The following is a 22,383-nucleotide window of genomic DNA, read 5'->3' as shown; positions in this document are numbered from 1 at the left end:
AGAGGGTTCCAGCGCACGCATGGCCGAATATCGACTGGGGGATGAGATGGCGGAGCTGGCGGCGGACGACCCGCAATCCATCGGCCGTTACCGGCTGTTGAGCAGGCTCGGCGCCGGCGGCATGGGCCGCGTCTACCTGGCCAGGTCCGAGGGCGGACGTACGGTCGCCGTGAAGCTGATCAAGGCGGAGCTGGCCGCCGAGAAGGAGTTCCGCTCGCGTTTCCGGCTGGAGGTGGAGGCCGCCCGGCGCGTGGGGGAGCGCTGGACCGCACCCGTTCTGGACGCGGACACCGAGGCCGAGAACCCGTGGGTCGCCACCGGCTACATCGCCGGCCCCTCCCTCGAACAGGTCGTCTCCAGCCGGACCTCCGGGGAGGGCCCCCTCCCCGAGAACACCATCCGGACACTCGCGTACGGACTCTCCAGCGCCCTCCTCGACATCCACGGCGCCGGGGTGGTCCACCGCGACCTCAAACCGTCCAACGTCCTCGTCACGATCGACGGCCCGCGCGTCATCGACTTCGGCATCGTGCGCGCCCTGGACGCCCTTCCCGAATCGACGATGACCGGCACCGGAGTCGTCGTCGGCTCCCCCAGCTACATGTCGCCCGAGCAGATCCGCGCCCAGCAGGTCACTCCGGCCAGCGACGTCTTCTGCATGGGCTCGGTACTCGCGTACGCCGCGACCGGCCGCAGGCCCTTCGGAAGTGAGGGCGGCGGCATGCACGCGGTGATGTTCCGCATCGCCGCCGAGGAGCCCGATCTCGAAGGGATCGAGGAGCCGCTGCGCGGGCTCATCGCGTCGTGCCTGGCCAAGGACCCGGCGGACCGGCCCGCGCCTGAGGACGTCATCGCCGGCGTGCAGCCCATCTCCACCGGTACGGCGTCCGCGCCGTGGCTGCCCGCGACCCTGATCGCCGAACTGGGCCGGCACGCCGTGCAGTTGCTGGACACGGACACCCCGCCCTCGGGTTCCGGGCCGCCGGACGCTCTCGGCGACGGGACGGGGACGCCCGTGGGGGTTCCGGAGGAGCACCTGACCTCGGCGCTTCCCCGGCCGTCCGCGGAGCAGTCCGCGGCGCAGCAGCAACCCGCACAGCCCGCGCCTGCTCCGCCCCGGGCACGGGGCCTGGGCAAGCGGACGGCGATCGGCCTCCTGGCGGCGGTCGCCGTGGCGGGTGCCGCCTTCGCCGCATCCGGCGCCGGACTCTCCCTGCTCGGTTCGGATACGGGCGGCAGGAGCAGCGAGTCCTCCGACATCCCGGAGAGTTATGTCGGCACCTGGGGCGGCGAGGTGACGAGGGACGGCGAACCCACGGGCCAGTACCGGCGGTTCGTCGTCTCGCACGGCAAGATCAACGAGGTCGTCGCCAACAGCGTCAGCCTCGGCACGGACTACGAGTGCAAGAGCGACGGAAAGCTCGTCGCGGCGGGCGAGTCGGTCGAGCTGGACACCAAGGTCGTCAAGAGCGTCCCCGCGGGCAGGTGTTCGGCCCTCGGTTCGCACAAGCTCACCAGGGCCTCCGACTCGACACTGAAGTGGGAGGCCGCGGGCCGTTCCGCCACGCTCCGCCGCATCACCGGTCCGGAGAAGCTGCCGGAGGAGTATCTCGGCGTCTGGCAGCGGCAGTTGGCGGGTGGCGGCACGCAGCGGATGACGGTCGAGCAGGTGGCGCCGGGCAGCATGTCCGTCGGCATGGTCTCCGAGGCCCCCGACGAGCACTGCGAGGCGAAGGCCGACGTGGTCTCGGTCGGGGGACGGGACGAACCCGTACGGCTGGGTCCGCCCCGCCTCGACCGGGCCGCCTCCTCCGGCGAGTGCGTCACCGGCCCCTCCGCGACACTGAGCGTGCAGAACGGGGCTCTCGTACGCGGCTTCGCCGGGGGAACCGTCAAGTCGTTCACGTACACGCGCGTGGAATGAACCGCACGGCCTCCGCCGGAGGCGGCACCGCTACTTCGTCTCCAGGTCCCGGCGCCGGAAGCCCGCAAGCCCCGCGGTGAGCAGTGCGGCCGCGACCGCGGTGAGCACCGCGACCGGCGTCCAGTCCATCTCCGCGGCCGGCAGCTGCGGCACGTGGCCGAAGGGGGAGATGTTGTTCATCCAGCCCGGGAACTGCAGGATCTGGCCCAGGTATCCGACGGCGAAGGCGTAGACGGGCACGATCCACGCCGCCACCGCCGCCTTCGGCAGCCAGCCGAAGATCAGTGCGGCCACACCGGCCGTGACCCAGAGCGCGGGTGCGTAGGCCAGCGCCGCCCCGGTCAGCGACAGCACAAGGTCGCGGTCGCCCGTGGAGGCGGCCCCCGCGAGGCCGAAGCCGAGCCCCGCCAGCAGCAGGGTCGTCGTGCCGCCCAGGATCGCCACCGCCAGGTGGCTCCACATCCAGCGCACCCGGGAGAGCCCGGTGGACAGCAGCGCTTCGGCCCGTCCGGCGCTCTCCTCGGCACGGGGACGCAGCGAGGCGATCACGACGTACACGGCTGCGACGACCGCATTGACGATCATCACGACGGAGGCGAAGGACTCCACGAAGTCGCGGCCGCCGGCCTGCGAGAGCGCCTCGTCCACCACGTCGACGTTCTTCAGCATGTCGTCGACGTCGCCCAGGATCGACCCGTACATCGCCCCCAGCAGGAGCACTCCGCAGCAGAACCCGGCGAGCATGCCGCGGTGCAGCCGCAGCGCGAAGCCGAACGGCCGTACGAGCACCCCGGAAGCCGTCCGCCGCCCGGGCCGCGGACGGCGCAGCCCCGCCCCCACGTCGCGGCGTCCGCTGAGCACGTACGCGACCCCGCCCGTCACGACGGTGAATCCGCCCATCAGCAGCAGCGGCCACCACAGGTCGTCCACGAACGGATAGCTGCGCTGCGCCCACCCGATGGGAGACGCCCACGAGAGCGTGCCGTCACCGACGTCGCCGGCCGCGCGCAGCACGTACGCGAGTCCGATCACCCCGATCGCCGTGCCGGAGGCGCCCCGCGCGTGCTCGCTGATCTGCACCGTGACGGCCGCGACCGCGGCGAAGAGCAGGCCGAGGCCGCCGAAGACCGCCCCGTAGAGCAGCGCTCCCTGCCAGGTCATGCCGTCGGCACCGGATCCGCCGAGGCCGGCGGCCAGCAGCGCCGCGAGCACCAGGTTGGCGACGAGGGCGACGGCGAGCGCGGCCGTCAGCGCCGCGTGCCGGCCCACGACCGTCGCGCGCAGCAGCTCGGCCCGGCCGGTCTCCTCCTCGGTACGGGTGTGACGTACGACGATCAGGACGCTCATCAGCGCGACCAGTACGCCGTAGAAACCGAGCACTTGATGGCTGAGCATCGCGCCCGTCTCATAGCCGCCGTCGAGATAGTGGCGGGGTCCGGTCATGGCGAGCCCGGCCGGGCTGTCCATCGTCTTCGCGAGGGAGGCACGGGTGGCCGCGTCGCCGTACAGGCCGGTGAGTTCGCTGAGGGTCGACAGGTGCGCCAGCAGCAGGGCGGCGATCCACACGGGGATGCGGACGCGGTCGCGGCGCAGCGCGAAGCGGAAGAGCGTTCCCGTGCCGGCCAGCAGCCGGCCGCCGCCGTTGCGCTTCGCTGCGGGTGGCCGTGCGGAGGCGGAGCCGGTGGCGGTGGCAGAGGCGGTGCCGGTGCCTGCGCCTGTGCCCGTGCCTGTGCCTGTGCCTGTGCCTGCGCTCATCGTGCTGCTCCCCCGGTCCCGTTGAGGGCGGCCAGCTCGTCGCCGTAGTGACGCAGCATCAGTTCTTCGAGGGTTGGCGGGTGGCTGGTGAGGCTGCGGATGCCGACGCTGCTGAGGTGCCGTACGGCCTCGTCGAGGTGCTCGCCGTCGACGGCGAAGTGCACCCGCCCCTTGTCCGTATGTACGTCGTGGATGCCCGGCAGCGTCTCCAGACCTGTCACGGGCCGCTCGGTCTCGGCCTCGATGGTGGTGCGGGTCAGGTGGCGCATGTCGCTGAGCGTCCCGGACTGGACGATCTTGCCGAGCCGGATGATGCTCACCCGGTCGCACAGCTTCTCCACCTGGGCGAGGATGTGGCTGCTGAGCAGCACCGTCTTCCCTGCGGCCTTGGCCTGGAAGATGACGTCCTGGAAGACGACCTCCATCAACGGATCGAGGCCCGCGGTGGGTTCGTCGAGCAGCAGCAGTTCGGCGTCGGAGGCGAGCGCGGCGACGATGGCGACCTTCTGCCGGTTGCCCTTGGAGTAGGTGCGCCCCTTCTTCGTCGGGTCGAGGTCGAAGCGCTCGATCAGCTCGTCGCGGCGTGCGGCGTCGAGGCCGCCCCTGAGACGGGCGAGCAGGTCGATCGCCTCGCCGCCGGTGAGGCCGGGCCACAGCTCGACGTCGCCGGGTACGTAGGCGAGGCGGCGGTGCAGGGTGACGGCCTCGTCCCACGGGTCGTGGCCGAGCAGCCGTGCGGTGCCGGCGTCGGCGCGCAGCAGGCCTAGGAGTACGCGAACGGCCGTCGACTTCCCGGCTCCGTTGGGTCCGAGGAAGCCGTGCACCTCTCCGGTCCGGACTTCGAGGTCGAGGCCGTCGAGTGCGCGTACGCGGCCGAAGGTCTTCACGAGACCGGATACCGAGATCGCGGTGGCGGGTGTGTCCATGGACTGGAAGCTACGCTTGTTTCATAAATTTGTGAAGTTAAGGAAGCGTTAGGATCTGCTGTACGCAGCTGATCAGGGGCGCAGGCAGACCAGGGACAGGCACACCAGGGAGGGGAAGCCGTACCGGTGGCACAGCAGAGACCAGAGCCAGCAGCAGAACCGGCATCGGAGCCCGCACCGGAATCCGCACCGGAGCCCGGGGCCCGGACCGACGGGTCCGGCACCGACGGGTCCGGCACCGGCGGGTCCGGCACCGACGGGTCCGGCACCGACGGCTATGACGCGGCCGCGTCCGCCTTCGTCGAGCGCTTCGCCGCCGACATGACGGAGGCCGGCATGCAGCGCATGGCCTCGCGCGTCTTCGCCTGCCTGCTCGCCTCCGAGGACGGATCGCTCAGCTCCTCGCAGCTCGCGGAGCGGCTCCGCATCAGCGCGGCGGCGGTCTCCGGCGCGGTCCGCTATCTCGCCCAGGTCCACATGGTCAGCCGCGAGCGCGAACCGGGCTCCCGCCGCGAGCTCTACCGCGTACACGAGAACGTCTGGTACGAGGCCCTCCTGGACCGCGACCAGCTCATCGGCCGCTGGACGACCACGCTCCGGGGCGGCGAACAGGCCCTCGGCCCGGACACGGCCGCGGGCCGCCGCGTACGGGACACGTACGACTTCCTGGAGTTCATGCAGCGGGAACTGGAAGGAATGCTGGAGCGCTGGCGCGCACATCAGCAGGCCCGGCAGCACGACCGGCACGGCGCCGACGTGACCCTCAAGCGGGAAGGGTGAGGCTCCACGCCCCCGCCAGCGCCGTCCATGTCCGTACCCGCACCGGCCCGCCGACCAGGGCGTCCGCCCGGTAGCTGAAGTCCGGCCCCGACACCGTCACCGCCTTCGCCCGCGCCCGCACCAGCCCCGAACGGTCCGCCCCTTCGGGCCGTACGGTCACCTGCGCCAGGCTGTGCACCCGGCCCGTGGAACGAGGGCCGGTGTCCGGTGACGTGACCCACACCTCCGTCACCGGCCGGTCGAGGTCCGCCAGCAGTTCGCCGTCCGCCTCGACCCGCAGCCGCTGCGCCGGGACCCGCGTGCGCCGGGCACGCGACAGCGCCGCCTTCGCCTTCAGCGCCCCGGCACGGCCCTGGGGCTCACTCCTGCCCTGCGGCCCCGGGATGCGGATGCCGCCCAGCACCACTCCACCGCTGTCGTCTATCAGCAGCCCCAGCCGCTGTTCGACACCGTCAAGAACCGTACGGGCAGCCGAAACCGCGTCCGCCGGGACACCCAGACCGCACGTCAGCGCCACGGCCTCCGCCGCGCCGACGGGGACGACCGAGAGCACCGCATCGTCCAACGCCCGCTCGCGATGGAGCAGTCGGACGGCTCTCAGCAGCGCTCTGTCGTCGCCCACCACCACCGGACGGCGACTGCCACGGCGGGCCAGGGCCCGCTCGGCCTCCTCCGGGCTCTCGGGAAGGCACACCTTCACGCCCGCCGCGCCCGCGCACAGCACGTCCCGCGCGATGCGCACGGATTCCCCGTCCCACAGCTTCGCGGCGGGGTCGATGACCAGGAGCAGCGAGGGCTGCGAGGTCCCCGTGGGGTCTGGAGCCGACACCTTGTTCCTCTCTCAGGTAACCTCTCGGTGCAAGAGCCCCTGTCGCTGTTGCGACTAGGGGCTTCCGCTATCTGGGGCACCGGTCCGCGGCTCTTGCGATGGCACTCGCCACGCACGTGGGACATGCCCCGCCCGGAAGGGGTGTACGCCTGTGCCCGCACTCGTGCTGCTCGGTGCTCAGTGGGGTGACGAGGGCAAAGGGAAAGCCACCGACCTCCTCGGCGGTTCGGTGGATTACGTGGTGCGCTACCAGGGCGGCAACAACGCCGGCCACACGGTCGTCGTCGGCGACCAGAAGTACGCGCTGCACCTTCTCCCCTCGGGCATCCTCTCGCCGGGCTGTGTGCCCGTCATCGGCAACGGCGTCGTCGTCGACCCGTCCGTCCTGCTCTCCGAGCTGAGCGGGCTGAACGAGCGCGGCGTCGACACCTCCGGCCTTCTCATCAGCGGTAACGCCCACCTGATCACCCCGTACCACACGGAGGTCGACAAGGTGACGGAACGGTTCCTCGGCACGCGGAAGATCGGGACCACCGGGCGCGGCATCGGCCCCGCCTACGCCGACAAGATCAACCGGGTGGGCATCCGCGTCCAGGACCTCTTCGACGAGTCGATCCTGACGCAGAAGGTCGAAGCCGCCCTCGACTTCAAGAACCAGGTGCTCGCCAAGCTCTACAACCGCCGCGCCGTACGCACCGAGCAGATCGTCGAAGAACTCCTCGGCTACGCGGACGCCCTGCGCGGCTATGTCGCCGACACCACCCTGATCCTCAACAACGCCGTGGACGAAGGGAAAGTCGTCCTCTTCGAGGGCGGGCAGGGCACGCTGCTCGACGTCGACCACGGCACGTATCCCTTCGTCACCTCCTCCAACCCCACCGCGGGCGGCGCCTGTACGGGATCGGGCGTCGGGCCGACGAAGATCAGCCGCGTCATCGGCATCCTCAAGGCGTACACGACCCGCGTCGGCGCCGGCCCCTTCCCCACCGAACTGCTGGACGCCGACGGCGAGGCGCTGCGCGAGATCGGCGGCGAGCGCGGTGTCACGACCGGACGCGACCGCCGCTGCGGCTGGTTCGACGCGGTCATCGCCCGCTACGCGACCCGCGTCAACGGCCTCACCGACTTCTTCCTCACCAAGCTCGACGTCCTCACCGGCTGGGAGCGCATCCCGGTCTGCGTCGGCTACGAGATCGACGGCAAGCGCACCGACGAACTCCCCTTCAGCCAGAGCGACTTCCACCACGCCACACCGGTCTACGAGTACCTGCCGGGCTGGTCGGAGGACATCACCAAGGCCAAGTCCTTCTCCGACCTCCCGCAGAACGCGCAGGGATACGTCAAGGCGGTCGAGGAGATGTCCGGCGCCCCTGTCTCCGCGATCGGAGTCGGCCCGGGCCGCGACGAGACCATCCAGATCAACTCCTTCCTGTAAGGGGGCCGTACCCGGACCTGCGGTTCCACGTGGGTCCATGACCCATGACCGGTACTCGGTCATCCACACGCCGGCCGAGCGACGCCCACGCTTCACCGCCGCCACCTCCGTCGCCGGAAGAAACGAGGAAGCCGACCGATGCCTGATCGCAGCCAGCCATCCCCCTCCCCGGGTGCCGCTCCGTCCACGCCCACATCCACGTCCGCATCCCCGTCCCCTCTGGTCGACGCGCTCGGGCTGCAACCGCACCCGGAGGGCGGCTGGTTCCGGGAGACGTGGCGCAGCGATGTCGCGATGCACCCCGACGGGTACGACGGGGAGCGGGCGAGCGCCACCGCGATCTATTTCCTGCTGGGACCGGGGGACGAGTCGCGCTGGCATGTCGTACGGTCCGCCGAGCTCTGGCTGTGGCACTCCGGCTCACCCCTGCATCTGCAACTCGGCGGCGACGGCGAGGCTCCGGACGGAGAACCGGCGACGCTCACGCTCGGCTCCGATGTCGCAAACGGCCAGCTGCCACAGGCAGTTGTGCCGCCTCAGGTCTGGCAGCGGGCCAGGCCGGTGAATCGGGACGGGGAGACGCTGGTCAGCTGCGTCGTCTCGCCGGGCTTCGACTTCGCCGACTTCCGCATGCTGCCCTGACCGCCCGGGCCCCGGCCCCTGCCCCAAATCCGGCGCTAGCCCGACCCGACCACAACCCCGACCCCGACCCGGCCCGGCCACAAACCCGGCCGTTCCCGGCGGGCGCCGCTCAGCTCAGCGCGTCGACGAGCACGCCGAATGCGGGCGTTCCCGGCGTGAAGGGCGCGTAGTGGCCGGCTCCGGTCAGCAGGTTCAAGCGGGCGCCCCAGTCGCCCGCGTAGCGGCGGGACAGCTCCAGCGGGACCACCTCGTCTGCGGTGCCGTGGAGGATCTCCACCGGCACGCGCGGCGGCACCCGCATCGGGTCGGCCTCCGCCATCCGGTCGGCAAGCTCGCCCGACTGCACGTCGCCGCCCAGGAATTCGCGTACCGCGTCCGCGCTTAGCCTGAGCCGGTACGCCCGTTCGAGATCGGCGACGGGGGCGACGGCCACTACGCGGTCCGCGGCCCGGTCGCGCCCCCGCCCGGAGTCCGGCCCGCCGGCGCCCGCCGCCGCCCACAGTGCGAGCTGGCCGCCCGCAGAGTGACCCAGCAACACGTCAGGAGCCCCGAGCAGGTCGAGTGCGGCGTCGACGTCCTGTGCCGTCATCGGCCATCCGCCACCGCCGCCCACCCGCCGGTACTCGACGAGCTCGACGGTCATGCCCCGTTCCGCCAAGGCGGCGGCGAAGGGGGTGAGGTGTGTGCGGTCGTACGCCTCGCGCCAGTAGCCGCCGTGCAGAACCGTGATGCGCGGACCCGACGCGCCCACTCCGTACAAGTCGACGACCTGGGAGGGGTGTTCACCGTAGGAGACGGTCCTCTCCGGCGGCACGGGCCGCAGGTCCAGCAGCGCGTTCTTCTCCCCCTCATTGCCCGTCCCGTTCTCGGTCACGTTCCCCGTCCCGTTCTCGGTCACGTTCCCCGTCCCGTTCTCGGTCACGTTCCCCGTCCCGTTCTCGGTCACGTTCCCCGTCCGTTGCCCGTCCGGCTCCCGCGTTCGAGGACCACGTCCGCCAGCGCCCTCGCCGCGCGGTCGGCGTCGGTGAACGACGTGTAGAGCGGGGTGAATCCGAAACGCAGCACGCCGGGACGGCGGTAGTCGCCGACGACGCCCCGCGCGTGCAGCCCGGTCATCACGTCCTCCGCGACGTCGCCCCGGCGAGGCCCGGCGGCGCCCTCCCGCGCGTCGTCCGGCCCGTCCTCGCACAGCAGCGAGATCTGGCTGCCGCGCCGCTCGTGCGCCTCGGGCGTGAGCGAGCGAAGCCGCAGTCGTCCGGCCCGCCCCCCGGGTACGTACGTGCGCAGCTGCCGCAGGAAGAAGTCCGTGAGGGCGAGGCTCTTGGCGCGTACCGCCGCGACGTCGACGCCGTCCCAGACCTTGAGCGCCTCCTCCAGCGCGAACATGGAGAGGATGTCCGGGGTGCCCACACGTCCGCGGGCCGCACCTTCGCCCGGCTCGTAGCCGTCCGACATCGCGAAGGGGTCGGCGTGCGAGGTCCATCCGGGCAGCGGCGTGTCGAAGCGGTGCTGCAACTCGCGCCGTACGTAGAGGAACGCGGGCGAGCCCGGGCCGCCGTTGAGGTACTTGTACGTGCAGCCGACTGCGAAGTCCGCCCCCGCGGCGTCGAGTTCGACGGGGAGTGCGCCCGCGCTGTGGCAGACGTCCCACACGACGCGGCCCCCGGCGCGGTGCACCGCGGAGGTGAGGGCCTCCAGGTCGTGCAACTCGCCGGTGCGGTAGTCGACATGGTTGACGAGCACCGCGGCGGTGGACGGGCCCGCCGCCGCTGCCATCCCGGCGACGGGCACGGCGCGCACCGTGGCTCCGGTCATCCGCGCGGCGGAGCGGGCGATGTAGCCGTCGGTGGGGAAGGTGGCGGCGTCCACCAGGATCTCGTCACGACCGGCCCCCGGTCCGGCACATCGGCCCCCCGGTCCGGACGGCGCCTCGCGGGCGAGGCGCACCGCGCCCACCACGGCCTTGAAGACGTTGACGCTGGTCGAGTCCCCGACCACGATCTGGCCCTCGCCGGCACCCACGAGCGGTGCGATGCGGTCACCGATCCGCTCCGGCGCGCTCCACCAGCCGGATTCGCTCCAGGAGCGGATGCGCAGCCGCCCCCACTCGCGCTCCACGACCTCGGCGAGGCGTGCGGGCACGGAACGGGGCAGCGCACCGAGGGAGTTGCCGTCGAGATAGACGGTGCCGCCGGGGCCGTCGACCACGAAGTCCTGGCGGCGGTGGGCGAGTTCGTCACGCGCGTCCAGCCGGGCGGCATCGGGCTCGCCCGCCGGCGAAGCGCCCGCCGTCGAGGCGGCAGCCTCCGGGACGGCGGTCCTCGCGGCGGTACTCGCGCCGGTGCTCGCGTCGGTCCGCGGTCCCGCCGCGTCAGACATGGCTGCGCGCCGTCCACAGCTCCGGGAAGACGTTCTTCGCGGCACGCTTCTCCAGCCATGCCACGCCGGCCGAGCCGCCCGTACCGACCTTCGAGCCCATCGCACGCCGCGTGGCCACGAGATGGTCGTTGCGCCAGCGCCACACCAGCTCGGCGACCTCGGTCAGCGCCTCGCCGAGCCGTACGACGTCGCTCTCCCCCGTGCCGCCGTCCGCTCCCGCCGCCGGCTGGGCGTACGCGCCGGCCCACACCGCCTCCACTTCGGGATGCGGCCGGTACAGCTGGGAGACGTCCCTGGTCAGCACCTCCTGCGGCACCGCCTCTCCGCGCCGCGCGAGGTGCCGCAACACCTCGTCGTAGAGGCTCGGTTCGTGCAGCGCCTTCTCCAACTCGTCGTGCACGCGCGGCGCTCCGCGGTGCGGTACGAGCATCGACGCGGACTTCTCACCGAGGAGGAACTCCATCCGCCGGTACATCGCCGACTGGAAGCCGGAGCCGTCGCCGAGCGCGGAGCGGTAGGAGTTGAACTGCGCCGGCGTCAGATGAGCCAGCGGCTCCCATGACGCGTTCAGGGACTGCAGTTCGTACGTGGAGCGCTTCAGCGCCGCCAGCGCGCCCGGAAGGTCGTCCTGGCGCAGCGACTTCGCGGCCGTCTCCCACTCGTGCACGATGACGGTGAACCACAGCTCCATGACCTGTGTGGTGACGAGGAAGACCATCTCGCCGGGGTCTTCGGAGAGCGGGTGCTGGAGGTGGGTGAGGACGTCGGCCTGCACGTAGTCCTCGTAGGGGGTGGTGCCTTCGAAATCCAGATGGGGGGCCTCGATACCGGCCGCGGGGTCCTCGACGTCGTGCGACATCGCTTCTCCTCAACGTGGTGTCCGGGTAGCGGTCCGCTCCTTCTCTTCATCGGCAAGAGCCCCGGTCCCCTCAGGCCCGCCCCGGACATCCCGGGCGTACGGACCTGTCACTCATCATCGGGGAGGCGGCCCGCCGGGACAAGAGCAGCTGGTCAGCGCCCAGGTCATATGCCCCGGCCGGGCACCCCCTAGTTGACCCGCCGCCCTGCTACGACAGTGTCGCCGCGGCCGTCGGTGAGCTCTCCTTGAGGAAGGTCGAGCAGCGCTCGTACTCCTCGTGCTCCCCGATCGACTCGGCGGCGCGCGCGAGGGCGTGCAGCGCGCGCAGGAAGCCGCGGTTCGGCTCGTGTTCGAACGGCACGGGCCCGTGGCCCTTCCAGCCGCTGCGGCGCAGCGCGTCGAGGCCGCGGTGGTAGCCCGTACGCGCGTACGCGTAGGACTCGACGACCCGCCCTGCCTCGAAGGCGTCGTCCGCGAGCAGTGCCCACGCCAGCGAGGACGCGGGGTACTCCGCGGCCACCTCGGCGGGTGCCGCCCCGGAGGCGAGCAGCTCGCGCGGCCCGGGGTCGTCGGGCAGGTGGGTCGGGGGCGGGCCCCCGAGCAGATTCTCGTGAATGCTCATGCTTTCCAGTCTGCCTTGTCGGTACGGGACACAGTCGCGGGTGCGCGAACCCGCCGTAATCGCGAAGCGGGGAGCGGGGAGCCGCCGGGCGCACACAGCGCGGGAGGACCGGCCGCCGGAACGGCCGGTCCTCCTCGGCGGACGCGACGGGCCCTGCCTGGCAGGGCCGCGGGGCCCTACTTCAGCCGGGTGCCGGTCGAGCGCAGGTTCGCGCACGCCTGCTGCACGCGCTCGGCCATGCCCTTCTCGGCGGCCTTGCCCCAGCTGCGCGGGTCGTAGGTCTTCTTGTTGCCGACCTCGCCGTCGACCTTCAGCACGCCGTCGTAGTTGCGGAACATGTGGTCCGCCACGGGCCGCGAGAAGGCGTACTGCGTGTCGGTGTCCAGGTTCATCTTCACGACGCCGTTCTCCAGCGCCGTGGCGATCTCGGTGTCCGTGGAGCCGGAGCCGCCGTGGAAGACGAAGTCGAACGGGTTCTGCTTGCCGGACTTCGCGGCGACGCCCTCCTGCAGGTCCTTCAGCAGCTCGGGACGGAGCACGACGTTGCCCGGCTTGTAGACGCCGTGCACGTTGCCGAACGAGGCGGCCAGCAGGTAGCGGCCCTTCTCGCCCAGGCCGAGGGCCTCGGCGGTGCGCAGCGCGTCGTCGACCGTCGTGTACAGCTCGTCGTTGATCTCGTGGCTGACGCCGTCCTCCTCGCCGCCGGTGGGGGTGATCTCGACCTCAAGGATGATCTTCGCGGCGGTGGCCAGGGCCAGCAGCTCCTCGCCGATGTCCAGGTTGTCCTTCAGCGTCTCGGCGGACCCGTCCCACATGTGGGACTGGAAGAGCGGATTCTGGCCCGCGTCCACGCGCTCCTTGGAGACCGCGAGCAGCGGACGCACATACCCGTCGAGCTTGTCCTTCGGGCAGTGGTCGGTGTGCAGGGCGATGTTGACCGGGTACTTCTTCGCGACGATGTGCGCGAACTCGGCCAGCGCGACCGCGCCGCTCACCATGTCCTTGCTGTACTGCCCGCCGAGGAACTCCGCACCGCCCGTGGAGATCTGGACGATGCCGTCGCTCTCCGCCTCCGCGAAGCCGCGGAGGGCCGCGTGCAGGGTCTGCGTCGAGGTGACGTTGATGGCTGGGTAGGCGAACTTGCCCGCCTTCGCCCGGTCGAACATCTCGTTGTAGACCTCGGGGGTCGCGATGGGCATCTGTCCGCTCCTTGGGGTGCGTATCGGCTCGCCTGTCGGCTCTGCTGCGGAGTCCGGATCCGGATCACAGTCAGGTCCCGAACCGGATCAACGGAAATCAACGAATTCAACGGAACGACGTCATCGTCTCCCCCATCCTCCCAGACGGACCCGGGTGCCCGGTCACAGCACCAACCACAGGAGGACGCGCTCGGGCCGCCGCCGCGGCAGGCCCGCTCCCGCACCCTCACGCCAGCCCGAGATCCCCCAGGTCGAACGCGTGCAGATACCTCACGCCCGCCTCCCCGACCGCCTGCGCCGCCCCGCGCTCCACGATCGTCGCCACCGCCACGACCTCGGCGCCCGCCTCCCTCGCCGCCTCGACGGCGGTGAGCGGCGAGTTGCCGGTCGTGGAGGTGTCCTCGACGATCAGTACGCGCCGCCCCGCGATGTCCGGCCCTTCGATACGGCGCTGCAGGCCGTGCGCCTTGCCCGCCTTCCGTACGACGAACGCGTCCAGCTTGCGGCCCCTGGCCGCGGCCGCGTGCAGCATCGACGAGGCGACCGGGTCGGCTCCGAGGGTCAGGCCGCCGACGGCGTCGAAGTCGAGACCGTCGGTGAGGTCCAGCATGACCTGGCCCGCGAGCGGCGCGGCCTCGCCGTCGAGGGTGATGCGGCGCAGGTCGATGTAGAAGTCCGCCTCCTGCCCGGAGGACAGGGTGACCTTGCCGTGCACGACGGCCTTTTCCTTGATCTGCCGCAGCAGCGCGTCTGCAGTGCTCATGGCCCGGAGCCTATGCGGGCGTGTGCGGGGGCTCTACGAGAGGGGCCGCCACGTCCAGCTCGTGGAGATCTCCAGCGGCTGGATGGGCGTGACCAGGTGCGGGTGGGAGTTGAGGCCGTTGGGCGGGCCCGTCTGGGGCTCCACGCACACGGCGTCCGGCTGCTCGTCGTAGACGACGACCCACTCGGCGCGGCTGGCGACCTTCATCTCCAGCGCTCCCGGCCAGGTCAGGGTGACTTCGACGCCTTGCGGCATGCCGAAGCAGTCGTCCCAGGGGCCGGGACGGGGCTCGATTCGCTTGCCGGTGGGGAGGTGGTCGACGCCGCGCTCCTCCTGCCACTCCGGGTCGAAGTCGATGCGTACGTCGCCGCTGCGTCCGCCGAGGTTCCGCAGGAACCAGGGGTGCCAGCCGGCCTGCGCGGGGAAGCTGGCGTCGGTCGCCTCGATGCCGAGGGTGAGACCGAGCCCCTCGCCGGCCTCGTCGAGCTCGACGATCTGCGTCACCCGGCCCTCCCACGGCCAGGGGTCGCTCAGCTCGTACGTGAAGACCGCCGAACGTTCGTCGTGCCGCAGGGTGCTCCACGCTCCGTCGCGCACGGTGCCGTGGATCGCGTGCGGGCCGCTGTCCAGGGGGAGTTGGTACAGCTCGCCGCCGCTGCGGAACCGGCCCTGATCCGTACGGCCGCACCAGGGCACCATGACGAACGCGCCGTACCTGTTGCCCTGCCGGAGCAGTTCCGTACCGCTGACCTTCAGCGAGGCGATACGGCAGCCCCGGTGCGGTTCGACGATCAGCTCGGCATTTCCGGCGCGGAGCGTGACGTCGGCGTCAGTGGTGGCGGTGTCAGTCATGACGCGACCCTAAACCTCGGCAACTCCCGGCAGAGCGCGACCCGGCCGTACTCCACGGGCACGGCTCCCGCCACGGGCACGGCGCCCCTGGACAGCGGCACAAGCACAGTCAGCGGCGGCGGCGCAGGGCACGGCCGATGACGACGGCTCCGGCGACCACCGCCGCCGCGGCGGGCGCGACCCAGCGCAGTGCGGCCGAGTTGGCGATGGGCTCCGGCAACGGGACGGGTGCGTACCGGCCGCGCGGCGGTGCGTGGTCGACCTCCTCGGCGCTGCGCCCGATCATCGTGCGGCGCGCGTGTGCCGCTTCGGCTTCGGCGGCCGCCGCGACCTCGGCCTCGTCGAGGGGCTCGTCGTCGTGGAGCGGGTCGAGGGAGGGCGGCGGAACCTCGGTGCCGAAGATCCCCTCACGCTCGGAGGGCTGCTCGTCCGGGGCCTGCCGGTCCGGGGTCTGCTCGTCCTCGGACCCCTGGCCTTTGTCCTGGGCCTTGTCCTGGGCCTGCGCCTTTTCCTCGTCCCGGGCCTTGTCCTGGGCCTTGGCCTGGTCGGTCCCGTCCCCGGTCTTCTTCCCGCCCTTGGTCCGGTCGGCTTCCGCGTCCTCGGGCTTGGCCTTGGGCGCAGGCTTGGCCGCCTTGTCCGCGGGCTTGGCCTTGTCCGCAGGCTTAGCCGTGTCCGCAGGCTTAGCCGTGTCCGCGGGCTTAGCCGTGTCCGCAGGCTTGGCCTTCGCCTTGTCCTGGGCCGTGCCCTCCTGCGGTGCGGACGTCTGCGACTCGCGGTTGTCGGGGCCCGGGATGCCGGGGATCACGCGGTCGTTGTCACCGGGTTCGCCGATGCCGCCGACGGGACCCGAGGTGGCGGGTTCCGCCGCGGGTGCCTCCGGAGCGTCGAGCGTGCCGGGCGGGTCCTCCTTGATGCTCTCTCCGAGCGCCTTGCCGAACCGTTCCAGCAGCCGCTGTCCGGCCGTCGTCGCCGTCTTCTGGTCGACGTCCTTGATCCGCCCGTCGCCCTTGACGGTGCCGGAGCAGACCAGGCGGGTGCCCTCGCCCTCCTTCGACCGCCGCGGTACGACGGTGAGGTTCAGCCGCACGGAGCCGGTGCCCCGTGCCTCCGTACCGGCGCCCTTGACGGTGAACTCCTCACCGCGGGACGTGACGGTCAGGCTGCCCCGGTAGGTGATCGTGGACCCGCCGACACGGACGCGCAGGCGTCCCTCGGTGGTGCTGCCGGTGCCTTTGGCGTTCGTACTCCCGGCGTTCCCGGCGCTCCCGGCGCTGTCGAGTTGCAGACCCGGCACGCAGCGCGCCACGCGTTCGGGCTCAGCGAGCGCCGCCCGTACCGATCCGACGGAAAACGGAACGTTCACCTCGTGCTCCATAGGGCGGAGCCTACCCACCGCACCCCGTACATGTGACCGGTCGGCACTGTTCCGCCGCGCAGCGCACCCGCCTGGGCGCGGGGGCCGGGGAGCCCGGTGCGTGAGTGCCTCAGTGGCGCGGATGCGTGAGCGTGGACGGCGGAAGGCCCGTCAGGCGGTCGCGTTCCGCGTGCAGCCCGGCCGTACGCAACTGATGCGGAGTCAGCGGACGGAGCCCTGACGCGGTGCCGGCACCGCTGCGGAACGCGGCGCCCCCGTCCAGCGCGGCTCCGCCACCGGTGGCGCTGAGGGTGGTGAGCGCGGTCTGCTGCGCGCCGTGCGATGCGAGCACGAATCCCCAGTCGCGGGGATGCCGCACCACGTACGGCGAGGTGCGCAGCCCCGCGGAACGGAGGGTCGCCTCCACCGTCCAGTACGTGCGGGGCTGCCCGGCGGCCGCGCCCGCGTGGACGGCGAAGCGGCCGTCGGACGCCAGCGCGCGGCCCACGAGCCCGTAGAACTCATGCGAGTAGAGCTTCGCGCTGTCCCGCACGGCGGGGTCGGGGAGGTCCGAGATCACGACGTCGTACAGTGCCGCGCCCGGGGTACGCGCGCGCTCCCGCAGCCGGTCGAAGAGGTCGCCGTCCGTTTTGACGTGTACGCGGGGGTCGTCGTACGCGTCCTTGTTGAGCCGCCGCAGACCAGGGTCCGTACGGGCCAACTCCATTGCGGCCCGGTCGCGTTCGAGGACCGTCACCTGCCGCACCCGTGCGTGCCTGAGCACTTCGCGCAGCGCCAGCCCGTCCGCGCCGCCCAGGATCAGCACCCGTTCGTGCGGGCCGCCGGCCATGGCGGGCCGGACGAGCGAGGCGTGGTAGCGGTTTCCGTCGGCGGAGGAGGCCCGCAGCCGCCCGTCGAGGTAGAACCGGAGCGGTTCGGCGCCGTCCCGGTACGCCGTGGGGTCCGGGTCGCCGGTGAGAACCGCCTCCTGCTGGCCGTCGCGGACGGCGACGCGCACGTGCTGCCCGTACACCGCGTGCCGCGCCGCGCGCTCGAAGGAGGCCACGAATGCGGTGCCGGCGACCAGCAGCACCACCACCGCGCCGTTCGCCGCGAGCAGCCACCAGCGCACGCGGACACCCACGTCGTGACGGAAGAGCCACAGCACGACGACCCCGCCCGCGCACACGTTCACCACGCCCGTCAGCAGAGCACCCGTCAACTGGCCGAAGAACGGCAGCAGCAGGAAGGGGAAGGTCAGTCCACCGACCAGCGCACCCACGTAGTCCGCGGCGAAGAGGTCGGCGAGGGCACCGCCGGCGTCCTGCTTGCGGATGCGCTGGATGAGGGTCATCAGCAGCGGCATCTCGGCACCGATCAGTACCCCGATGGCGAGGGAGAAGCCGACGAGGGCGACGCGCGCACCGCCGAACCAGGCGAAGCTCGCGTAGAGCGCGATCGCCGAACCGCCGCCGACGAGGGCGAGCAGCGCCTCCACGGCGGCGAATCCGGTGGCCGCGCGGCAGCGCAGCCGTTTGGCGAGCAGCGACCCGATGCCCATCGCGAAGACCATCACGGACAGCACGACCGACGCCTGCGTGACGGAGTCGCCCGACAAGTACGAGGCGAGCGCGACGAGTTCGAGCTCGTAGACGAGGCCGCACGCGGCACACACGAAGACCGAGGCGAGGACGAGCCCGCGCCCGAGCCCGGCCGGCACGGGCAGCCGCGCGTCCTGGGACTGGGCGAGGGGGCGGTCGATCATGCGGCGAACGCTACGTCACAGCTTTTGCACTCTTCGTCACCCACACGCGTGCCTTCGCGGCAAAACACGCGCAGTGAAGCGGCCGGAAGCACGAGCGGGGCACTCCCCAGTGGCCGACTACCGTGCCACCGCGGGCTGTTCGGCCGCTCCGGCCGGCACCGCGGCGGGAGCCTTACGCGTACCCGCGGCGCAACGGGCCACGCGTGTACGGGTGGAGACCAGCCGGCCCTCCTGCGGATACGAATGCCACGTGCGCCAGCGCACGTGGCCCGCGAAGCGCTGAACGAGCAGCGCCGTGAACGCGTGCGGGGCGCCCGGGAACGTACCGGCGAGACCGCCGGGATGGTCGGAGACGAGGTCGAGCAACTCCTGTGCGCGGCCCGCGAACGAGCCGGGCGAGAGCACCTCGACGCGCGCCGCGAAGTCGTAGTCGAACTCGCCGGTGCGTCTGGATACACCGAGCGGCAGCGGCGTACTGCTGCCGGGCATGCAGGCGACGGTCTCGGAGCAGACGCAGCCGTCCTCTTCGAGCAGCACCTGATGGGATGCGCCGAGCAGCCTCAACTGCACTGTGGCGGCGCCGAGTTCCAGCTCGCGCTGGGCGAGCGCGGGGAGCGGCTCGCGGCCGAGCGCCCATGCGAGGTCGCCCGCGCGGGTGTCGGTGTAGGGGGTGGAGAGAGTGGTGAGCATGGGTCGGCTCCGCAAGCACACAGTGGAGGGGTGAGCCGGGCGCATCTCTCGACGAGTGACCAGGGTCCGGGGTCGTGCGCCCGCCGGCTCGTACCCACGCCAAGTCCGGGGATACAGAATCACCGAATCATGAAATGTGTACTACCACAGCGTTAACGCCCAACTTCTCCGGGTTTCCATCCCCCCGGGGGCCAGGCAGTTCAAATGTTCAACTGCCGGGCCCTCGACGGAGGGAGGGATTCCCTGTAGTGCGGACGGGACAGCCGCACGGCCGGGAGCCTGCTCCTCGAACCGCGCGACTGCTCCCGTAACCGTGAGCTGTGAGCCTGTTGTCGCGACGACCGGTCAGGCGCCGCCACCACCACCGCCGCCACCGCAGCCGCCGCCACCGCCGCCACCACCGCAGGAGTGGCCACCGCCGCCGTCACCGCCGCCGGAGTCACCTCCCCACCAGCCGCCGGCCGCCGCGCCGCCGCCGGAGTAGCCGCCGCCACGCCGCTTGCTGCCGCCCTTGGTGCTCTTCGAAACGGCGGCGACGATCGCGATGACGATCACCGCCAGGACTATGAACACGAAGATCTTGCCCATGTGCGTTTCCCCCTCTTCTCCGCAGTGCCGCCCGGCACTGCTCTGATCTCGCTGCTCGGGCGGGCATCCCGGTGACGCCCGCGAGCCGGCACCTGGCCGGCGTGAACCGGCTTCTGCCCGGAGTCCGCGGCGTCAAAGCAGAGTTGAGCAAGACGAGAGGTTCGCGCGCGCCGGCGGGTGCACCGCACTCCCGGCCGTCCGGTCATCCAGCCATCCAGCCATGCCGCCATCCACTGCGTCCCGGATACACCGAATGCCCGGTACGGATGCGAATGCCCCATGCCGCCCATAGCGTCGTCATCGGCAAACCACTGTGTACGGAACGTGCTCGTCCGCACGCTCTCCGCGTCCGCAATGGAGAAGGAGTATCCGCATGCGCGTATCCACTGCAGCCGTCGCCGCCGCACTCGGTGCCGCGGCCCTGCTGGCCTCGACGGCCGGCACCGCGACCGCCGCCCCGGCCGACCCCGCCGGCGGCCACGGCAAGCACACCGTGAGGCTCGACGGTGAGCAGGAGGTGCCCGGCCCCGGCGACCCCGACGGCACCGGCGTCTTCAAGTACAAGATCAAGCACGAGAAGCTCTGCTACAAGCTCAGCGTCCGCGACATCGCTCCCCCCACCGCCGCCCACATCCACTTCGGCCAGCGAGGCGAGGCGGGGCCCATCGCCGTCACGCTGAACACGCCGCCCGAGGACGGCACGTCCGAGGGCTGCATCCGCGCGCAGCGGACCCAGACCCCGGAGAACGCCGACGAGGTCCTGACCCGCTGGGAGCTGGACGGCATCAAGCGGAACCCGTTCTTCTTCTATGTCAACGTCCACAACGCCGAGTTCCCTCCCGGAGCCGTCCGCGGCCAGCTCTGATCACGCCGTACGGGTAGCCGCGACCGCCCCAGGGCCGAGGGCCCCGGGGCGGTCGGGGAGTTGAGTAACCAGGGAGCTTCCCGCAGGATGACGGCCATGACTGCTGACCAGCGAGCTCCGGGACGTCCCCTGCTCAACCGGCGCCTCGCGGAGTTCGGCACCACGATCTTCGCGGAGATGTCGGCCCTCGCCGTCCGTACCGGCGCGATCAACCTCGGCCAGGGCTTCCCCGACACCGACGGCCCCGAGGCGGTGCGCGAAGCAGCCGTACGGGCCCTGCGTGACGGGCACGGCAACCAGTACCCACCCGGGCCCGGCATCCCCGAGCTGCGCACGGCCGTCGCCGCCCACCAGCGCCGCTGGTACGGGCACTTGGGCCTCGGCCCGGACCCGGACACCGAGGTGCTGGTCACCGCCGGCGCCACCGAGGCCATCACCGCCGCGCTGCTGGCCCTGCTGGAGCCGGGCGACGAAGTGATCGCCCTGGAGCCGTACTACGACTCCTACGCGGCGGCCATCGCCATGGCCGGCGGCACCCGCGTCCCCGTGACGCTGCGGCCGGACGAGGAGACCGGCACCTTCCGTCTCGACCTGGACGAGCTGCGCGACGCCGTCACCGACCGCACCCGGCTGATCCTGCTCAACACCCCGCACAACCCCACGGGCACCGTGCTCAGCCGCGACGAGCTGGCGGCGATCGCGGAACTCTGCGTCGAACGCGGCCTGTTGGCGGTGACCGACGAGGTCTACGAGCACCTCGTCTACGAAGGCGAGCACATCCCCCTCGCCTCGTTCCCCGGGATGCACGAGCGGACCGTCACCGTCAGCTCGGCGGGCAAGACCTTCTCCTTCACGGGCTGGAAGGTCGGCTGGGTCACGGCCACTCCCGAGCTCGTCGGCGCGGTGCGCTCCGCGAAGCAGTACCTCACATACGTGTCGGCCGGGCCGTTCCAGTACGCGGTCGCCGAGGCGCTGGCCCTGCCCGACAGGTACTACACGCAGCTCCGCGAGGACCTCCGCGCCCAGCGCGACCTGCTCTCCCAGGGCCTGTCCGAGGCGGGTTTCGGCGTTTTCCGCGCGCCGGGCACGTACTTCGTCACCACCGACATCCGGCCGCTCGGCGAGAGTTCCGGCATCGACTTCTGCCTCGCACTGCCCGAACGCTGCGGCGTCGTGGCCGTACCGACACAGGTCTTCTACGACCACGAGTCAGCGGGCGCACCCTTCGTCCGCTTCGCCTTCTGCAAGCAGCAGAACGTGCTGGCGGACGCCGTGACGCGGCTGAAGGGTGCAAGCCCCCAGGGCTGATCCCGGGCTGACCCGGGCTGATCCCGAGGCTGATCCGGGGGCAACGGGCCGGAGGTGCGGCGCCGCCCGGTTCAGCCGTCGGTCTCGCGCGGAAGGACCGAGACCACTTCCGGGACGGGCCGCAGGTGTTCGTCGAGAACCGCGATGGCGCGCTCGGCGTCGAAGGCGTCCAACGCGGCGACCAGAGCGCGGTGTTCGGCGTCCACGGTCCCCACGCGTTCCGGCCGGGCGCGCATCGCGCGCAGCCCGACGCGCTGCTGACGGGAGTGCAGGCCCTCGTAGAGGTCGGTGATCACCGAATTGCCGGCGGTGCGCACCATGATCTCGTGGAACTGCCGGTTGAGCGCGGCGACTTCGAACCAGTCACGCTCCCGGCCCGCCCGTTCCATGGGCTCCAGGAGCGCGGCCATCTCACCCGGTGCGCCGTGCCGCGCCTCGCACAGCGACCGCGCGGCATGGCCCTCGATGAGCCGGCGCGCCTGGTAGACCTCCTCCAGCTCGCGCGCCGTGACGCTGCGCACCTGCGCGCCTTTGCGGGGCATCAGCTGGATGAAGTGCTCGGCCGCGAGCCGGTGGAAGGCCTCACGGACCGGTGTACGGGAGACGCCGACGGTGCGGGACACCCACTGCTCGTCGAGGAACTCGCCGCCTTCGAGGGAACCCTTGATTATCTCGTCACGGAGCCAGTCGTAGACGCGCTCCCTGGCCGGCCCCGCCGGCTTCTGGCTGCGCGTCGCCCCGTCCCGTGTGGTCACTGGCCCTTCTTCCTCTCGGTGCCCTGACGGCCCCGTCCGCAGGAGGTGCGCGCAGGACGTGCGCGGTGATGCGAGGACATCCTAGCCCTGGAC

21 protein-coding genes are annotated in these 22,383 nt (G+C 71.7%); 6 read left to right on the top strand and 15 right to left on the bottom strand.

All coding sequences use genetic code 11. The annotated features are described in order from the left end of the window. Positions 1 to 19 precede the first annotated feature (19 nt). A complete protein-coding gene (locus tag ACSMXX_RS16640; protein WP_473179492.1) occupies positions 20 to 1,924 on the top strand; it encodes a serine/threonine-protein kinase in 1,905 nt (634 codons plus the stop codon). Positions 1,925 to 1,954: 30 nt separating this feature from the next. On the opposite strand, the gene ACSMXX_RS16635 is transcribed toward ACSMXX_RS16640, so the two are convergent. Beyond that, positions 1,955 to 3,679 carry an ABC transporter permease gene (locus ACSMXX_RS16635; protein WP_473179491.1) on the bottom strand — a complete coding sequence of 575 codons (1,725 nt, stop codon included), beginning with the start codon at positions 3,677 to 3,679 and terminating at the stop codon, positions 1,955 to 1,957. Next, complete coding sequence (locus tag ACSMXX_RS16630; RefSeq protein WP_473179490.1) at positions 3,676 to 4,605, bottom strand: ABC transporter ATP-binding protein; 930 nt, start codon at positions 4,603 to 4,605, stop codon at positions 3,676 to 3,678. Before ACSMXX_RS16630 ends, ACSMXX_RS16635 begins: the two co-directional genes overlap by 4 nt. A gap of 126 nt (positions 4,606 to 4,731) precedes the next feature. On the opposite strand from ACSMXX_RS16630, the gene ACSMXX_RS16625 reads away from it, so the two are divergent. Then, positions 4,732 to 5,385 carry a GbsR/MarR family transcriptional regulator gene (locus ACSMXX_RS16625; RefSeq protein ID WP_473179489.1) on the top strand — a complete coding sequence of 218 codons (654 nt, stop codon included), beginning with the start codon at positions 4,732 to 4,734 and terminating at the stop codon, positions 5,383 to 5,385. Here ACSMXX_RS16625 and ACSMXX_RS16620 read toward each other — a convergent pair. Continuing rightward, on the bottom strand, positions 5,369 to 6,214 hold the full coding sequence (locus tag ACSMXX_RS16620) for a diacylglycerol kinase (protein WP_473179488.1): 846 nt from the start codon (positions 6,212 to 6,214) through the stop codon (positions 5,369 to 5,371). The two genes, ACSMXX_RS16625 and ACSMXX_RS16620, sit on opposite strands and share 17 nt — an antisense overlap. Positions 6,215 to 6,365: 151 nt before the next feature. Here ACSMXX_RS16620 and ACSMXX_RS16615 point away from each other — a divergent pair, with 151 nt between their 5' ends. Both ACSMXX_RS16615 and ACSMXX_RS16610 read left to right on the top strand, forming a co-directional pair. Next, positions 6,366 to 7,649 (top strand): adenylosuccinate synthase, encoded by a 1,284-nt coding sequence (locus ACSMXX_RS16615; RefSeq protein ID WP_473179487.1) that lies wholly within the window; start codon positions 6,366 to 6,368, stop codon positions 7,647 to 7,649. Positions 7,650 to 7,787: 138 nt separating this feature from the next. Beyond that, positions 7,788 to 8,291, top strand: a complete 504-nt coding sequence (locus ACSMXX_RS16610) for a cupin domain-containing protein (protein ID WP_473179486.1) — start codon at positions 7,788 to 7,790, stop codon at positions 8,289 to 8,291. A gap of 109 nt (positions 8,292 to 8,400) precedes the next feature. On the opposite strand, the gene ACSMXX_RS16605 is transcribed toward ACSMXX_RS16610, so the two are convergent. From ACSMXX_RS16605 to ACSMXX_RS16555, 11 genes are all read right to left on the bottom strand, one after another. Further along, positions 8,401 to 9,165 carry an alpha/beta hydrolase family protein gene (locus tag ACSMXX_RS16605; protein ID WP_473184812.1) on the bottom strand — a complete coding sequence of 255 codons (765 nt, stop codon included), beginning with the start codon at positions 9,163 to 9,165 and terminating at the stop codon, positions 8,401 to 8,403. A 68-nt stretch (positions 9,166 to 9,233) separates the two neighbouring features. Then, positions 9,234 to 10,670 carry a kynureninase gene (locus tag ACSMXX_RS16600; RefSeq protein ID WP_473179485.1) on the bottom strand — a complete coding sequence of 479 codons (1,437 nt, stop codon included), beginning with the start codon at positions 10,668 to 10,670 and terminating at the stop codon, positions 9,234 to 9,236. Beyond that, on the bottom strand, positions 10,663 to 11,529 hold the full coding sequence (locus ACSMXX_RS16595) for a tryptophan 2,3-dioxygenase family protein (RefSeq protein WP_473179484.1): 867 nt from the start codon (positions 11,527 to 11,529) through the stop codon (positions 10,663 to 10,665). The genes ACSMXX_RS16600 and ACSMXX_RS16595 overlap by 8 nt, the downstream gene beginning before the upstream one ends. Before the next feature lie 208 nt (positions 11,530 to 11,737). Then, positions 11,738 to 12,151, bottom strand: coding sequence for a DUF3151 domain-containing protein (locus ACSMXX_RS16590; protein ID WP_473179483.1), 414 nt, complete (start codon positions 12,149 to 12,151; stop codon positions 11,738 to 11,740). Between the two features lie 176 nt (positions 12,152 to 12,327). Next, positions 12,328 to 13,350 (bottom strand): class II fructose-bisphosphate aldolase, encoded by a 1,023-nt coding sequence (fbaA, locus tag ACSMXX_RS16585; RefSeq protein WP_473179482.1) that lies wholly within the window; start codon positions 13,348 to 13,350, stop codon positions 12,328 to 12,330. A gap of 226 nt (positions 13,351 to 13,576) precedes the next feature. Further along, the gene (gene pyrE / locus ACSMXX_RS16580; RefSeq protein ID WP_473179481.1) at positions 13,577 to 14,113 is read right to left on the bottom strand and encodes an orotate phosphoribosyltransferase; all 537 of its coding nucleotides are present in this window, start codon (positions 14,111 to 14,113) and stop codon (positions 13,577 to 13,579) included. Positions 14,114 to 14,146: 33 nt separating this feature from the next. After that, entirely contained in the window at positions 14,147 to 14,965 is an 819-nt protein-coding gene (locus tag ACSMXX_RS16575) for an aldose epimerase family protein (protein WP_473179480.1), read from the bottom strand. Positions 14,966 to 15,074: 109 nt separating this feature from the next. Continuing rightward, positions 15,075 to 16,328, bottom strand: a complete 1,254-nt coding sequence (locus tag ACSMXX_RS16570) for an SRPBCC family protein (protein ID WP_473179479.1) — start codon at positions 16,326 to 16,328, stop codon at positions 15,075 to 15,077. A gap of 121 nt (positions 16,329 to 16,449) precedes the next feature. Continuing rightward, positions 16,450 to 18,084: a polyamine aminopropyltransferase gene (locus ACSMXX_RS16565; protein ID WP_473179478.1), complete on the bottom strand. Its 1,635-nt coding sequence runs from the start codon at positions 18,082 to 18,084 to the stop codon at positions 16,450 to 16,452. Between the two features lie 117 nt (positions 18,085 to 18,201). Then, positions 18,202 to 18,774, bottom strand: a complete 573-nt coding sequence (locus ACSMXX_RS16560; RefSeq protein WP_473179477.1) for a DUF2617 family protein — start codon at positions 18,772 to 18,774, stop codon at positions 18,202 to 18,204. Between the two features lie 345 nt (positions 18,775 to 19,119). Next, entirely contained in the window at positions 19,120 to 19,362 is a 243-nt protein-coding gene (locus ACSMXX_RS16555) for a hypothetical protein (RefSeq protein WP_473179476.1), read from the bottom strand. 373 nt (positions 19,363 to 19,735) lie between these two features. Between ACSMXX_RS16555 and ACSMXX_RS16550 the strand changes: the two genes are divergently transcribed. Both ACSMXX_RS16550 and ACSMXX_RS16545 read left to right on the top strand, forming a co-directional pair. Next, positions 19,736 to 20,227: a CHRD domain-containing protein gene (locus ACSMXX_RS16550; protein WP_473179475.1), complete on the top strand. Its 492-nt coding sequence runs from the start codon at positions 19,736 to 19,738 to the stop codon at positions 20,225 to 20,227. Between the two features lie 87 nt (positions 20,228 to 20,314). After that, positions 20,315 to 21,535 (top strand): pyridoxal phosphate-dependent aminotransferase, encoded by a 1,221-nt coding sequence (locus tag ACSMXX_RS16545; RefSeq protein ID WP_473179474.1) that lies wholly within the window; start codon positions 20,315 to 20,317, stop codon positions 21,533 to 21,535. A 71-nt stretch (positions 21,536 to 21,606) separates the two neighbouring features. Here the strand turns inward: ACSMXX_RS16545 and ACSMXX_RS16540 are convergent, their stop codons facing one another. Beyond that, complete coding sequence (locus ACSMXX_RS16540) at positions 21,607 to 22,290, bottom strand: GntR family transcriptional regulator (protein ID WP_473179473.1); 684 nt, start codon at positions 22,288 to 22,290, stop codon at positions 21,607 to 21,609. Positions 22,291 to 22,383: the final 93 nt, after the last annotated feature.

It is taken from the genome of Streptomyces sp. DSM 116795 (assembly GCF_055792905.1).
The sequence above is the reverse complement of the archived record's forward strand: the minus strand, read 5'-3'. Positions and strand labels throughout refer to the sequence as shown.